This is a genomic window from Herbiconiux moechotypicola (genome assembly GCF_024979255.1).
In the GTDB taxonomy this organism is placed as follows: Bacteria; Actinomycetota; Actinomycetes; order Actinomycetales; family Microbacteriaceae; genus Herbiconiux; species Herbiconiux moechotypicola.
In genome coordinates this window covers 1-13,914 of the sequence record NZ_JANLCN010000014.1, presented here as the reverse complement: position 1 = coordinate 13,914, position 13,914 = coordinate 1, and the positions used below count along the sequence as shown (strand labels likewise).

At 64.1% G+C, this 13,914-nt stretch carries 14 protein-coding genes and 1 pseudogene; 5 read left to right on the top strand and 10 right to left on the bottom strand.

Annotated features, from left to right (window positions below):
• Window positions 1-157: 157 nt before the first annotated feature.
• A complete protein-coding gene (locus N1031_RS18095; RefSeq protein WP_259481248.1) occupies window positions 158-1,006 on the bottom strand; it encodes a MurR/RpiR family transcriptional regulator in 849 nt (282 codons plus the stop codon).
• Between the two features lie 187 nt (window positions 1,007-1,193).
• Between N1031_RS18095 and N1031_RS18090 the strand changes: the two genes are divergently transcribed.
• The 4 genes from N1031_RS18090 (at window position 1,194) to N1031_RS18075 (ending at window position 3,121) form a co-directional block, all read left to right on the top strand.
• Window positions 1,194-1,577, top strand: a complete 384-nt coding sequence (locus tag N1031_RS18090; RefSeq protein WP_259481246.1) for an LLM class flavin-dependent oxidoreductase — start codon at window positions 1,194-1,196, stop codon at window positions 1,575-1,577.
• Window positions 1,578-1,580: 3 nt separating this feature from the next.
• Window positions 1,581-1,781 carry an RICIN domain-containing protein gene (locus N1031_RS18085; protein ID WP_310795716.1) on the top strand — a complete coding sequence of 67 codons (201 nt, stop codon included), beginning with the start codon at window positions 1,581-1,583 and terminating at the stop codon, window positions 1,779-1,781.
• Between the two features lie 156 nt (window positions 1,782-1,937).
• Window positions 1,938-2,249 (top strand): transposase, encoded by a 312-nt coding sequence (locus N1031_RS18080; RefSeq protein ID WP_259481244.1) that lies wholly within the window; start codon window positions 1,938-1,940, stop codon window positions 2,247-2,249.
• Window positions 2,250-2,296: 47 nt separating this feature from the next.
• On the top strand, window positions 2,297-3,121 hold the full coding sequence (locus N1031_RS18075; protein ID WP_259481241.1) for an IS3 family transposase: 825 nt from the start codon (window positions 2,297-2,299) through the stop codon (window positions 3,119-3,121).
• A gap of 108 nt (window positions 3,122-3,229) precedes the next feature.
• On the opposite strand, the gene N1031_RS18070 is transcribed toward N1031_RS18075, so the two are convergent.
• From N1031_RS18070 to N1031_RS18030, 9 genes and pseudogenes are all read right to left on the bottom strand, one after another.
• A complete protein-coding gene (locus N1031_RS18070; RefSeq protein ID WP_375163655.1) occupies window positions 3,230-3,412 on the bottom strand; it encodes an SDR family oxidoreductase in 183 nt (60 codons plus the stop codon).
• A gap of 49 nt (window positions 3,413-3,461) precedes the next feature.
• A pseudogene (locus N1031_RS18065) lies at window positions 3,462-4,710 on the bottom strand (IS256 family transposase).
• A 245-nt stretch (window positions 4,711-4,955) separates the two neighbouring features.
• On the bottom strand, window positions 4,956-6,074 hold the full coding sequence (locus N1031_RS18060) for a serine hydrolase domain-containing protein (RefSeq protein WP_259481240.1): 1,119 nt from the start codon (window positions 6,072-6,074) through the stop codon (window positions 4,956-4,958).
• Between the two features lie 71 nt (window positions 6,075-6,145).
• Window positions 6,146-7,147, bottom strand: coding sequence for an NAD(P)-dependent oxidoreductase (locus N1031_RS18055; protein WP_259481239.1), 1,002 nt, complete (start codon window positions 7,145-7,147; stop codon window positions 6,146-6,148).
• Window positions 7,144-7,986, bottom strand: coding sequence for a DUF6807 domain-containing protein (locus N1031_RS18050; RefSeq protein ID WP_259481237.1), 843 nt, complete (start codon window positions 7,984-7,986; stop codon window positions 7,144-7,146). Before N1031_RS18050 ends, N1031_RS18055 begins: the two co-directional genes overlap by 4 nt.
• The gene (locus N1031_RS18045) at window positions 7,979-9,091 is read right to left on the bottom strand and encodes a Gfo/Idh/MocA family protein (protein ID WP_259481235.1); all 1,113 of its coding nucleotides are present in this window, start codon (window positions 9,089-9,091) and stop codon (window positions 7,979-7,981) included. The genes N1031_RS18050 and N1031_RS18045 overlap by 8 nt, the downstream gene beginning before the upstream one ends.
• A 28-nt stretch (window positions 9,092-9,119) precedes the next feature.
• Window positions 9,120-9,998: a carbohydrate ABC transporter permease gene (locus N1031_RS18040; protein WP_259481233.1), complete on the bottom strand. Its 879-nt coding sequence runs from the start codon at window positions 9,996-9,998 to the stop codon at window positions 9,120-9,122.
• Window positions 9,998-10,939, bottom strand: coding sequence for a carbohydrate ABC transporter permease (locus tag N1031_RS18035; RefSeq protein ID WP_259481231.1), 942 nt, complete (start codon window positions 10,937-10,939; stop codon window positions 9,998-10,000). The genes N1031_RS18040 and N1031_RS18035 overlap by 1 nt, the downstream gene beginning before the upstream one ends.
• A complete protein-coding gene (locus tag N1031_RS18030) occupies window positions 10,936-12,276 on the bottom strand; it encodes an ABC transporter substrate-binding protein (protein WP_259481229.1) in 1,341 nt (446 codons plus the stop codon). Before N1031_RS18030 ends, N1031_RS18035 begins: the two co-directional genes overlap by 4 nt.
• 276 nt (window positions 12,277-12,552) lie before the next feature.
• Between N1031_RS18030 and N1031_RS18025 the strand changes: the two genes are divergently transcribed.
• Window positions 12,553-13,731 carry an AraC family transcriptional regulator gene (locus N1031_RS18025; RefSeq protein WP_259481227.1) on the top strand — a complete coding sequence of 393 codons (1,179 nt, stop codon included), beginning with the start codon at window positions 12,553-12,555 and terminating at the stop codon, window positions 13,729-13,731.
• Window positions 13,732-13,914: the final 183 nt, after the last annotated feature.

The window sequence follows — 13,914 nt, the reverse complement described above, 5'->3', positions numbered from 1 at the left end:
TTCTCTCGGGATCGTGCGCCGTCGTCGTCGATCGGCACACTTTTCGGGCGCGGCAAGGAGAAGTGGTGGCTCGTCCTGCTCGTGCCGGGGCGGCGAGCGCGTTTCCGCGCTCGCAAGAACTGCGTCTTCTGGGGCTATTGAGGGCTGCTCATCGGCGCTACTTGTAAGCTTCGATCGCCGACAAGGACTGTTCGCCTCTCGGACCGTAAATCTCGGAGTCTTGCGAGATCATCGCCATGTAGAGGGTGTCGACGATGGCGTGTTCGGCGATCCTCCGTGCGATCTCGTCGTGGGTCGGGGTGAGGTCGGTGGTCGCTGTGAACAGGCTGATGTCGGCCAGCTTTCCGAGGGTGCTCTTCTCGTTGTGCAGGATCGCGACGACGGTGGCGCCGTTCTGCTTCGCCAACCGCACCGCGTTCGTGAGCACGCGGCTCTGCCCCGAGAACGAGACAGCGACGATGACGTCAACCGGCTCCGCCAAGCTGCCCGTCGCCAGCATCAACGCGGAGTCGCTGTAGGCGGTGGACTGCTTCCCCACGCGGGTGAATTTCATCTGCGCCGCTTGGCAGACCAGGTGCGCGTCGCCGATTCCGAAGAAGTGCACGATGCGTGCGTCGCGGATGGCCGCCAGTGCCCGCTCGTACTCCGGCGTGTACAGCGCCAAAGTATCGGTGAGCGTGTCGTTGTAGTTGCGGGCAACCTTCTCGAACGCAGTCTTCACACTGTCGCTCGCGGCGATCCGATAGGCGCCGTGCCCGTTCGGCGCCTCACTCGCGTGCTGTAGGAGTTCGGTGAACTCCGCATATCCGGCGGCACCGATCCGTCGGCAGAATCGGATGACGGACGACTCCGAGGTGCCCGCTCTCATCGCGTACTCAGCCAGGGTATAACCTGCGGCCGCCTTGCCGTCGTCGAAGAGTAGATCAGCCGCGCCGCGCTCCGCTTTCGGCAACGAAGCGTAGACGAATCGCGCCTTGACGAAGATGTCGCTTTCATTCGTCGCCATAATGCGCCCCTCCATTGCGGTCTGTGTCGCAGCCCATCACGACCAGAATCTCTCATGGCCATCGCGTGCTTCAACTTCAGATTAGTGATCTGAAGTTGAAGTGTCAAGTGGCTCATTCGGGCCTAAATAGGCCTAGGTGCTCGGAATGCCGTCCCGATTGTTGATGGCAACCCGCTAGGCACTTCATTTGTCAATTCCCGAGCTGAAGCGCTCTCCTGAGTCGTCGAAGCAACAACGCACAGCCGACTCTCGCACTGCACAGCTGTCCGGCCGTCGCACTCAACTCTCTAGCGGCGCCCGACCGCCGTCATACATCTCCAACGGCCGCATCGGCTTCAACGTGGTGACCTCGGTCAGCCACCGAGTCGCGCAGAACTACGGCTACGACCGGATGTTCGAACACGACGAGCGCTACGTGCGGGCCGAGGAGTGGATGGACGCGGTGAGCCGGCTCTGGGAGTCCCGGGAGCTCGCACTCGCCGCCCTCAGGATCGTCGCGAGCCCGGCGGCATTCCTGAGCGACCAGCACAGCTCTCGGCGTATAGAAGTATGCGACGCGGCGCTTACATAGGCCATGCGATCGATCGGGCGGGTCTTGATGCGGGATGCCTCGCCCAACGCCGCGACCATTGCGGCCCGGACGACGCCGTCGAGATTCGGAGCGCTCAGCGGCAAGTGTCTCGATCTCGTCGGCGGATCCACCGCCAACGGAACCCAAGCCCACGTCTGGAGCTGCCACGCCGGTGCGAGCCAGAAATGGACCCTGCCGCAGTAAGGAACAGTCATTCGTGTCGGGGAAGAGCCGAAAGAAACTTCCCCGACACGATGGACGCCACCGCCGGGCGATCATAACGAACGCAACCATCACACCACTCCTAAGATTCGAGGTCTGGGAGCCTGACCCGGTTTCCCGGACACCTGAGTTGAGGCGATGATCGTCTCGGAAGGAGTCCGTGAGATGCCTGCTGCCCACCCGCCGGAGTTCCGGCGTCGAGCCCTGGATCTGGTCGCCCAGGGCAACCCTGTCGGTCAGACTGCCCGTGATCTCGGGATCAGCGAGTCCTGCCTTCGGAACTGGATGAACCGAGACGCGGTCGACACCGGCCGTAAGGCCGGCGTCACGACGGACGAGCACAAGGAGCTCGTCGAGCTGCGGCGTCGGAACCGGGTGCTGGAGATGGAGATCGAGATCCTCAAGCGTGCGTCGGCGTACTTCGCGAGGGAGAACGTGCTCCCAAAATAGGGTTCCGGCTGGTCCAGGAGCTCGCCGCGGACGGTATCCCCGTCGCGGTGGCCTGCCGGTTCCTGAACATCTCCACCTCCGGCTACTACGAGTGGGCGAGCCGACCACCCTCACCGCGGGCGGTCGCGGACGCGGAGCTGACCACGACAATCCGCCGTATCCACGCCGACTCCCGGGAGACCTATGGCGCGCCGCGGGTGCTGGCGGAACTGCGGCGCGGACTCAACGTTCACGTGGGCCGCAAGCGCGTCGCCCGGCTGATGCGACTGGACGGACTGGTCGGGGTCTCCCATCGCCGGAAGCGGCGCGGCTGGAAGCCCGACACTGCCACGCACGAGGACCTCGTGAAGCGGCAGTTCCGCGCCGATGCGCCGAACCGGCTCTGGTTCTGCGACATCACGCAGCACCGGGCGAGAGACGGCTGGGTCTACTGCGCGGCCGTGATCGACGCCTACTCACGCCGGATCGTGGGGTGGTCGATCTCGGATCGGATCACCGCGGACATCGTCGTCGACGCGCTCGACATGGCCCGCTGGCGGCGGCGCCCCGAACCCGGCACCGTGGTTCACGCGGACCGAGGAGCGCAATACACCTCGTGGCTCTTCGGCCACCGGCTCCGCCAAGCCGGGCTCCTCGGATCGATGGGCAGAGTCGCCTCCAGCGTCGACAACGCCCTCATCGAGAGCTTCTGGTCAACGATGCAACGCGAGCTCCTGGACCGCACGGCCTGGGACTCCAAGGCGCAGCTCGCGTCGGCGATGTTCGAGTGGATCGAGGGGCACTACAACCCGCGCCGCCGGCACACAAGCCTCGGCGACCTCAGCCCCGCCGAGTTCGAAGCCCTTCACACCGCCGCAGAAATCGCGGCATGATCAACACACAAGAACCGTCCGGGAAACCGGGTCAGGCTCCCTGCCGTGTGAACGTGGGCTGCGTCGTGGGAGTCCGGCGGGACTTCCGGGCGGCGTGAACTCGTGGGGTCAGACAACGCTGGTTAGCCCTCCGTCGATGTAGATCGTCTGACCGTTGACGAATGTGCTGGCTGAGGAGGAGAGCCAGACTGCGACGCCTACCAGGTCGTCGGGGGTCCCCCATCGGCCAGCTGGCGTGCGGTTCTGGACCCACCCACTGAATGTCGGGTCCTGGGAGAGGGGCTGAGTCATGGTCAAGTCCCGGGTAGTGGTGTAGCGCGGTGTCCTTTGGTTTGAGGGGTCAGGCGCTGAGTTCGAGGACGGTGTCGGTCACCTCCTCGATGCCGGTGTTGGCGACGAGGGTGAGCCTGCTCTTGGCGAGGATGTCGAGCCCGAGGTAGCGGCGGCCTTCGGCCCATTCGTCGGTCTGTTCGGCGAGCACGGCGCCGACGAGGCGGATGATCGCGTCCCGGTTTGGGAAGATTCCGACGCTGTCGGTGCGGCGGCGGATCTCGCGGTTGAGACGCTCGTTCGGGTTGTTGGACCAGATCTGCTGCCAGAGGCCCTCGGGGAATCCGGTGAACGCGAGGATGTCCGCCCGGGCGGCGTCGAGGTGCTCGAACGCGTCGGGGAGTTTCCCGTCGACGTAGTCGAGGAGCCGGTCGAACTGGGCGTGGACGCTGTCGGCGTCGGGCTGGTCGTAGACGGAGTGCAGCATCGCTTTCACCGCTGGCCACATGGCCTTCGGTGTCACGCTCATCAGGTTGGCGGCGTAGTGGGTGCGGCAGCGTTGCCAGACCGCGCCGGGCAGGTTCGCGGCGACCGCTTCGACGAGCCCGGCGTGAGCATCGCTGGTGACGAGACGGACCCCGCCCAGGCCGCGGGCGACGAGGTCGGCGAAGAAACTGTTCCAGGCAGCTCCCGTCTCACTGGTCGCGACCCGCAGCCCGAGGACTTCGCGGCGCCCGTCCGCGTTGACCCCGGTCGCGACGAGCACGACGGCGCCTATGACCCGGCCGCCTTCGCGGACCTTCATGGTGAGCGCGTCGGCGGCGACGAACGTGAACGGGCCGGCGTCGTCGAGCGGACGGTGCCGGAACTGGTCGACGTGCTCGTCGAGCTCGACCGCCATTCGGGACACCTGCGACTTCGAGAGGGAGTGGATCCCGAGGGTCTTGACGAGCTTGTCCATCCGGCGGGTGCTCACGCCGGCGAGGTAGCAGTCCGCGACGACGGTGATCATCGCTGTCTCCGCGCGCTTGCGGCGCTGAAGGGGCCATTCCGGGAAGTACGTGCCCTGCCGCAGCTTCGGGATCGCGACGTCGATCGTTCCGACCCGGGTATCGAGGTCGCGGTGCCGGTACCCGTTGCGCTGGGTCGTGCGGTCGGGTAAGGGCTTGCCCCATTCCGCGCCGACGACAGCGTCTGCGTCCGCGGACAGCAACGCGTTGATCATCGTTTGCAGCAGGCTGCCGCATCAGATCGGGCGACGCGTCGAGAAGGGCTTCGGTGAGCAGGCCGGAAGGGTCGACAATATGAGGTGCGGTCATCGTGATGATGCCTTTCGAGTGGGATGTGAGAGTTTCCTCGAAGGATCACACGGTGACCGCGCCTACGTCCAAGCGACGAACCCAGCCACCGCGCGCTACACCACTATGCGGGACTCCACTCGGAGTGGCTTAGATCAATGAGCGCTTCGAGTAGTTGGGCATCCGAATGGCGGCTCGATTCCACAAGAGCCACAACCAGCTTGTTGATTAGCAGACCGAACTCTTGACGAGGATTGATTGCGTGCTCAGCAAAGGACTCGCCGCAGTGCATTGATGATCGAGGCGCCCCGCCCGTCTGGCCCTGCCTCGAGTCGATTCGTAAGGTAGGCGAATCCCAGGCGGGCGTCAGGATCGGCGAATGCGATCTGACCACCTGCGCCGTCATGACCGAAAGATCGCGGGGACAGAAAGCCTCGCCCTGGCGAGGGCAACTGAAACCCCAGACCCCGTTTTGACCATGGTGGTGGGCGCCCGAAAGCTGGGGGCCCCAACGTCACGGGCGCTGTCGCGCGGGCGAGAATCGCGTCATCAAGTAGACGAACCCCGTCCGTGCGCACGACTGTTGCCGACATCGCTTTGGCGAGGGACCGTGATGTTGCGATGCCGCCTGCGCCGGCGATCTCGGCGGCCCGCACCCTTGGGTCGTTGAATCCTGTTCCTGGCCCGGCGAGTTCGACTGGGAAGGCGCCACCCAGCGTCAACGAGCGCACCCCCCAGTCAGGTTCTTGCGGCGTGCGCTCACCAGCCGCAGCGTGTGCGGTCTCACTGCCCTCTTCAAGCAGCAGCTCTGCGACCCGGAAGGACTGTTCGGGAGGGACGCCGATCCAGATCTCGGCGTTCAGCGGCTGGCTGATGATCTCCTGCAGCGCGTCGCCGACCGATCGACCGCTGACTCTTCGGATCAGTTCGCCGACGAGCCAGCCAAACGTGAGTGCGTGATACTCGTGGGCGGTTCCTGGTGTCCAGAGAGGACGCTGCGAGGCGAGCAGCTCGGTCATGAACGGCCAACTGATTGCCTGATCGGTCGACACGGACCGTCGTGGTGCTGACAGGCCGGCCTGGTGGGCAAGTACGTGCTTGACGAGGACGTCTTCCTTACCCGCCTGCGCGAACTCCGGCCAATAGTGAGCCACCGGCGCCTCGTAGTCCAGACGGCCTTCTTGGACGAGCCGTGCGGCAAGGATGGCGAGAAGCGCCTTCGTACACGAGAAGACGACGGTAGTCGTTGTTGCTGTCCATTGGGATGCGAAGTTTCCGGCGGTCACGCCACCCCAGACGTCGACCACCTGACGGCCGTCGATCCAAACCGATAGCGCCGCCCCCATCGGGCCGCGGTCGGCAAAGGAGTCACGAAAGGCATCCATGACGCGACCGAACTCTACATCCGCTTGGCCATCCACGCTGGATGGGAACTGCACACCCTCCGCGCGAGGATTCATCGGCGAAGGCGCACCGGTGGCGCGACGGCGTGAGGTTCGAACTCCGGGAGTTGCTCGGCCAGTGCCTCGGCCCACCGGTATCCGGAGTCGAGCGTACGTCCCGCGATGTGGGGCGAGAGCACGACGTGATCCAGACTCAACAGCGCGTCCCCGACGGGAAGAGGCTCGACATCGAAGACGTCGGCGGCAAGACTCAGCTCACCGGCGATGACACGTCTCCGCAACTCGGCGACGTCGCAGATGCCGGCACGGGTTGCGAGGACGACCAGCGACCCATTGGGGATGGACCGGATGAGTTCCGCTGTGACAAGACCCCGTGTCGAGTCCATCAGTGGAACCATCGGCACGAAGATGTCCGCATCGACCGGCAGCTTCTCCAGGTTCCACTCACGACGTGCGCCAGCCCGATGGAAGGCGGGCTCGCCGGCGAAAGGGTCCCATGCCGACACGTCGGCACCGAGCATCGAGGTGAAGCTCGCATATCTGCTGGCGATGTTGCCCGCGCCGACGACTCGGATCCGCTTGCCAGCGATCGTGCCGCTGACGAAGCGGAGATCATCGCTGAGCTGCTCCGCCTCATATTCCCAACCGGCGCCCGGACCGTCGAGGACCAGGCTCGTGCGCTGGGGTATCCGGCGGAGCGCCGCGATCGTCAGACCAAGCGCGAACTCGGACACCGACTGCGCCCAGTATCCCTCGGAGGGATGACCGATCCTTTGGATGCCGCGATCGCGGAGGAGGGCGTCCGTGAGCGGGTCGGACGCGTACCCGAGAGTGGTGAATGCCTCACGCAGCGCCGGATAGCCGTCCAGGTCGAGGTCAGTGAGGCTGCCGCCGAGCCAGAACAGCCGATCGACGCTGCTCGACCCGACAGGCGCTCCCTCGCTCGTCCGGATCAGTTCGACATCGCTACTCGGCTCCAGAAGACTCTTCAGACGGTCGGCCGACACAGGCCAGATCTCGTCGAATCGCGGCGTGACGACGATTCGGGTCTTCATGCTCGCTGCTCCTTCGCGTAGTCGCCCCAGCGAGCGTCGATCATTTCATCGGTCAAGTCGGATCCCCCGACGAGGATGCCGTAGTCGAAGGTACGAGACTCGCCCCGGGCGAGTGCCCATGAACCGGCAATGCAGGGAGACGGAGAGATCCCCAATTGGTTGTCGATGCGCCACGGCACCGGATGCTCGAAGTTCTCGGGATGATCAAACATCGCCACTGCGCCCGTCTGTCCGCTCTCCGGCAACGGCATCCGTACGGCGACCCATCGTGCTCGGCTCGCAGGCCCATGGCTGCCTTCGCTGTCGATCGCGGTCCCGCCGACGTCTGAACGGTAGGGCATCCGCAAGAACAGCCCACCGTAGTCATACTGACCGAAAACTAGGTCGCGGTCGGCAGTTAACGTCCACCGCAAACGCAGCTCGAGCACGGAGTCGGTCAGCGTAAGGGACCAGTTCTGCGCGTCGTGCATCATTTGCTCGCCCTGGGGGTCGAGGTAGTCCGTGGTCACAATCCAGCTCACCGCATCGGGACTCGCCGTCGCACTAGCAGTCACTCGCGATGCGAAGCTCCCGTCCAGGTGCGCCGTATCCGGACTGAGTGACTCGCTCCAAAATCCGACGCCATTGACGTCGTTTAGTCCGATGTAGAGACCGTGCTGCCAGGGGTGATGAGAGGGAGCATCCTCAGTCACACTTCCGATGCCTCCTGGCGCCTGAATTGGGTGGAGGAATGGACGCCCACTCACAGGCGCGTTGTGCACCAGCAATGGTTCCGTGGCGTGGGAGGCGAACACTTCAACGCGATGCGCGTGAGACTCAAGACGGACACCTTCAGACATGCAGAACTCCTCGAAAGTTGGGAACAGCCACTTCGAGATCCGACACGGCTGAGTGATGTGCGGCGATGCCCGCAGCCGTCCAGTTGGCCGCAGTGAACGCATCAGGGAAGGGGGCACGATCCTCGAGGATCGCGGAGACGAACTCGTGGGCGAGGTGCGGATGCGATCCGCCGTGGCCGCTTCCCTGCGTGAAGGAGAGGTGCTGGTTCTCGGCTGTGTCGTAGACACCCCGGGTTGTGAATGCACGGATCTCGTCCGGGAGACGATCGGCGTAGTCGGGGATCGAAACGCGCTCCCCTTCCTCGCCCCTGAAAACGACGGGAGCCTCACGCTCGAGTTGCTGCCATTCGTAACTCATCAGCGAGCCGTAGACGTCGAAGCTCTCGACGTACTCACGTGCGACGTCATACAGCGAGCGGGTGACCTCCATCGCGAGGTCAGAGTCGCGCAACGCGAACAACGCACTCTGGACGGCGAAGGGCGGACCTCCCGATCCATCGTCCCTCCGCACCATGCCGGAGCCAATGCAGCGCACGCTTTCCGCCTCCGCTTCCGCTAGCGCGAGCAAGGGCGCGATAGCGTGCGTCGCGTAATGCATCGGAGGCAGCTCGCGCCAGTAGTCCGGCCATCCGGCCATCTCCTGCATATGGGCGCCACGCAGGAACTGGATTCGGCCGAGTTTGCCGCTGGAGACGAGCTCCTGCGCGTAGAAGAACTCCCTGGTGTAGACGGCGGTTTCCATCATCATGTAGTGCTTGCCGGAGCGCTGCTGCGCCCCGACGACTCGTGCGCAATCCTCGAGGCTCACGGCCATCGGCACCGTGCAGGCGACGTGCTTGCCAGCATCCAGGGCTGCCACAGCCTGATCGGCATGGAACCCGATCGGCGTATTGATGTGCACGGCATCAATGTCGGGATCCTCCAGCATCTCCTCGAAACTCGTATACCGCGCGTGCACTCCGAAGTGGTCGGCCACCCGCTCGAGCTGCGCGGCCGACCGCTGACACACGGCCACGAGCTCGGCGCCCGGGTGGGCTTGATAGATCGGGATGAACTCGGCTCCGAAGCCAAGACCGACGATTCCGATGCGCACTGCGCGCGTCATGAGGTTTCCTTTCGTGTGAGGTGGTTCGTCATCCCTTGGTCCCGCCCGTCGCCAGCCCCGCGATGAAACGTCGCTGCATGAAGAGGAAGAGGATGATGAGAGGGATCACGATGATGACGCTCGCCGCGTTGACGAGGTTGTAGAGCTGGGTGAAGCCCTGGCTGAACTGCAGGAACGACGTCGAGATCGGCATCAACTCAGGGTCGACGAGGAAGTTGACGGCGAACAGAAGCTCGCCATACGCGCCGAGGCCGGAGACGAGCCCGACTGTAAGGAAACCCGGCCACCCGATCGGCATGATGATGCGTGTCGCGACCTGCCACTCGTTCGCGCCGTCGAGGCGGGCGGCCTCATCGAGCTCGCGCGGGATCCCGACGAGGAACGTGCGCAGAAGCAGAACTGAGAAGGGCGTATTGAGCGCGACGTAGATGATGATGAGCCCGAGCAGCGTGTTCATCAGTCCGAGCTGCACCCACAGAAAGAACAGGGGCACGATGAACATCTGCACCGGCAGAGAGATCACGAGGAACAGGTACGTCTCGATGCCGCGCTTGAACGGCAGGTTCAGCCGAGCCAGAGCGTAGGCGGCTGAGCCCGCGCAGAGCCAGGTGCCGAGAATGGTTCCGGCGACGATGATGGCGCTGTTGCGGAAGCCCTGTGCCATGTTCCCGCGTTCCCACGCCTCCGCGAAGTTGGCGAAGTCGAGCTCCGACGGTGGGCCGAGCGGATTGGTGCCGATCTCAAGGCTGGTCTTGAACGAGTTGAACACCAGCACGAGCAGCGGAAGTGCGGCGATGAGGGCGAGCAAGATCAGGACGGTGTACGACACGGGTGTCGGCCCCAGCCCGCCCGTCGCGTGGACTGCCGCCTTCTTCCGGGGGGAGCGCAGCGTGGCGAGGACGGCCATTAGTTCTCCTCTCCGCGCCGTAGGAAGTTGAACAGGATCAGGAAGACCGCACTGAGGAGAGACAACGACAGCGCGAGAGCTGACGCGTATCCGGCTTCGCGGGCCACGAATGCGGTGCGGTTCACCAGAAGCGACGCGACATCGCTTGCACCGGCTGGCCCTCCGTTGGTGAGGATGAACGGGTAGTCGAACGTGAGCAGACTGCCGATCGCGATGATCATGAGCGCGAAGGTGAGCGTGGGTCGGATTCCCGGCAGCACGACATAGCGAAACTCCTGCCACGCGTTGGCTCCGTCGATGCGCGCCGCTTCGAACTGACTCGCGTCGATGCCCTGCATCGCGGCGAGGAAGAGGACCACCAGGAAGCCCCAGAAAGTCCAGCTGTCGACGAATGCAACGCTGTAGAGCGCCAGATCCTTATCGGCGAAGAAGTAGACGCCGTCGAGCCAGTGGATGCCGATCCTGTTCAGCGCTGAGGCGAGTCCGACTTCGGGGTCGAGGATGTTGCGCCAGATCTGGGCGTTGATGACGCTCAGCAAGAGGTAGGGGATGAAGAAGAGCACCCGGAACAGCGCGGCTCCCCGTCGGATCCGTGAGAGCATGAAAGCCCCGGCAAGGCCGACGCCGAGGGGAACTGTCAAGAAGATCAGCAGATAGACGAAGTTGTGGCCCAGGGCGTTCCACAGTGCCTCATCGTTCAGCAGCCTGACCCAGTTGTCGAGACCGATGAACTCGGGAGCGCTGATGCCGTTCCAATCGGTGAACGAGTATCCGATCCCCGCGATCGTAGGACCGCCGATCACCAGAAGGTTGATCGCCAGCGCCGGAAGCGCGAAAGCGATCGCGATCAGCTGACTGCGGCGGCGGAGGCCCACCCGCCGAGGGGCGGACGTCGCTGCTGTCGCCTCATCCTTCGCTGGAGGGGCGAGCACCGCGCTCACCGTGCCGCCGTGTCGAACAGGGGCGGGACCACACCGGCGTCAGCATCCTTCTGATAGGCATTCGCAAGCCCGGCGCAGAACTCATCGGCCGACATGTCGCCGGTCAGCATCCGGTCCTGGTTCTCGGAGATGAAGGCCTCCGCAGCGCCACCGAATGACGTCCACGTGACGTAACCGACGTGCTCGGCCAGAGAAGCATCGCTGATCGCGCTGTACTGCGCGACGAACCGCGGATCGATCCCGTCCGGCACCGCCGATGTGTCGAAGGGAACCGGCTTCGGGAGGGCTCCAATCTCCTTGATGGCAGCCCACTGAGTGTCGGTGTCTGAGAACTTCCACTTCAGGTACGCCTCGGCGGCCGGGAGATTCTTGGTCGCAGCGTTGATCGAGATCGTCCCGCCGACCGAGAGTGGGTAGACGTCGCTCGGGATCCCATCCGCGAGCGGAGGTAGCGCAACCCAGTCCCAGTCGGCGTCACTGTCCCCGAAGTACTGGTTGAGCGCCTGGATCTCCCAGCTCCCGGAGACGAACATGCCCGCTTCGCCCGTGACGAGCTTCGCATACTTCTGGGGGTCGGTCGTCGAGAAGTACTGTTTGACACCGCCGCCGAACCAGCCCGCGTTGAAGTCGTCCACCATCATCTGCATGGCGTCGACGAAGGCAGGGTCCTCGAAGCTGACCTCTCCCGCGAGAGCGTCGTGGATCTTGCCCGGTCCGGCGACCTGATTAAGGTAGGCCGACACGAGCCACTCGGTGGCACCGGCGTAATCCGCGTTCCCCGCCGTGAATGGCAGGATGTCCTTCGCCTCCATCTGGGCGGCGAGCGATTCTAGCGACGCCCGGTCGGTGGGCGGCTGCCATCCGTTCTCGTCGAACAGAGTCTTGTTGTAGTAGAGGACGAGGGTCTCGTAGTTCGTCGGCATGGCTACCAGCTCGCCGTTGATGACGCCCATGTCCAAGGCCCAGGGCAGCATCTCGTCCTTCCAGCCCTCCTCCTCAGCGACGGCATCCAGATTGGCGAGATATCCTGCCTCGGCGTAGGGGATCGCTGTCGCCGAGCCCGGCGTTTCGATGAAATCAGGCCCCTGGCCCGCCGCGAGCGCGGTCTGCAGCTTCTGTGCGGCACCGGTCTCGGGCTGAACGACAAGCTGAAGGTCCACATTGGGGTACAACTCAATGAACGGGTCGGCGAGAAGGCGCTGTGCGACCGCTTCCGCATCGGGGTTGGAAGAGTCGACGCCGATCCAGTAGGTCAGCTTTCCGCCGATCTCGCCAACGGGAGTATCCGGTTCCGCCTCGCCGGCGCAGCCGGCGAGGACGATGGCGATGGCAGCCAACGCCGCGGTCGCCGTCAGCAGTCGGCCCCGACGAGGTGCGAAGCGGGCACTGTGGGGTTGAGTTCGATTGATCATCATGACTCCGTTGTCGTGAGCGGGTGACGTCGCGGCGGGCTGGTGCGATGACTCCACGGTAAGCGGGGATGTCGAACGAAGCGATGCGATAAATCGCTGTCTAGGTTAGATTTTTTACATACACATCACGCGCATCGACCAGCACTCGGAGTCGCACGTGAAACTCATCCACGAAAGCCCCGGTATCGTTAGCTTGATGACATGAGCCCCCAGTTACCGCTGTCTCTCACGAAACATGTCGCTCTCGTAGTTGAGACCTCCAACGCCTACGCACGCGGCCTGCTAGTTGGAGTGCGAAAGTACCTCGCGACCCGGCCCGCCTGGTCGATTTACATCGGCGAGCACAGCCGACAGGACACGGACCTTTCGTGGCTCGAAGGGTGGCACGGCGACGGCGTCATAGCCCGCATCGAGAATGAACAGACGGCACTGCAGGTTCGCAAACTCGGAGTGCCCGTCGTGGACCTCAGCTCAGCCAGACTCGCTCTCGAGTTCCCGTGCGTCGAGACCGATGACGAGATGATGGCGCGATGGGCGGTTCGCCACTTCGCCGAGCGAGGGATCGACAACTTCGCTTACTGCGGAGACTCGCGGTTCGGTTGGTCCATCAATCGACAGGAGCACTTCTCTCACCAGGTGCGCGCGCACGGACAAGGCCGCCTCGCACACCTGTTCGAGTTGAGCGATTCAGGCACCGCCGCAGACAGCCGCCGAGCCCTGGTCGATTGGCTCCACTCGCTACCCAAGCCAGTAGGGATCTGGGCGTGCTACGACATCGCTGGCCAGGAGCTCCTCGAAGCATGCAAGGTCGCAAACCTCGCGGTGCCGTACTCGGTGGCGGTTCTCGGAGTCGACAACGATGAGCTCATATGCAACTTGACCTCTCCGCCTATGTCGAGCATCCAACCGGACGCGACCAGCACTGGATACCTCGCTGCGCAGCTCCTAGATTCAATGATGGTCGGCGCGGTCGTAGACCCGGAACTATATCCAATCCCTCCCCTCCGAATCGAACCGCGCCTGTCATCGGACGTTCTGTCGGTTGACGATCCCTTGGTCGTGAAGGCGCTTCGTTGGATTCGAGAGCACGCCGACGAGAGTATCCGCGTTGATGATGTGACACGACAAGTGAATTTGTCCCGTCGCTCACTCGACTACCGCTTTGTCGGCGCCCTCGGCCGGACAGTGCACGACGAGATAACTCGTGTGCGGATGAGCCGCGTCGCAGAGCTCCTGCTGCACACCGACTGGCCATTGACCCGAATCGCCGAGCGCCTCGGCTTTCGCCAATCCGAGTACATGGGCGTGGCGTTCCGCAGACATGTCGGTCGGTCGCCGGGCGAGTTCCGGCAACTGAACGGCGGTACTCGCTCGCTCTGACTGGCAGCTGCGTGAGTATGTCCTCGGCCGCGAACGCCACCACGACAGGCAACGCGAACACGAAGAGAAGAGGAGTATTTCATGGTGGCGCCGGGGACTGCTGCACGTGTAGGTGACATCTTGACCTGCCCCACGGAAAGGGTTCCAGTTTCGGTGGCTAACTGGTGGCCTGATCCGGAAGGC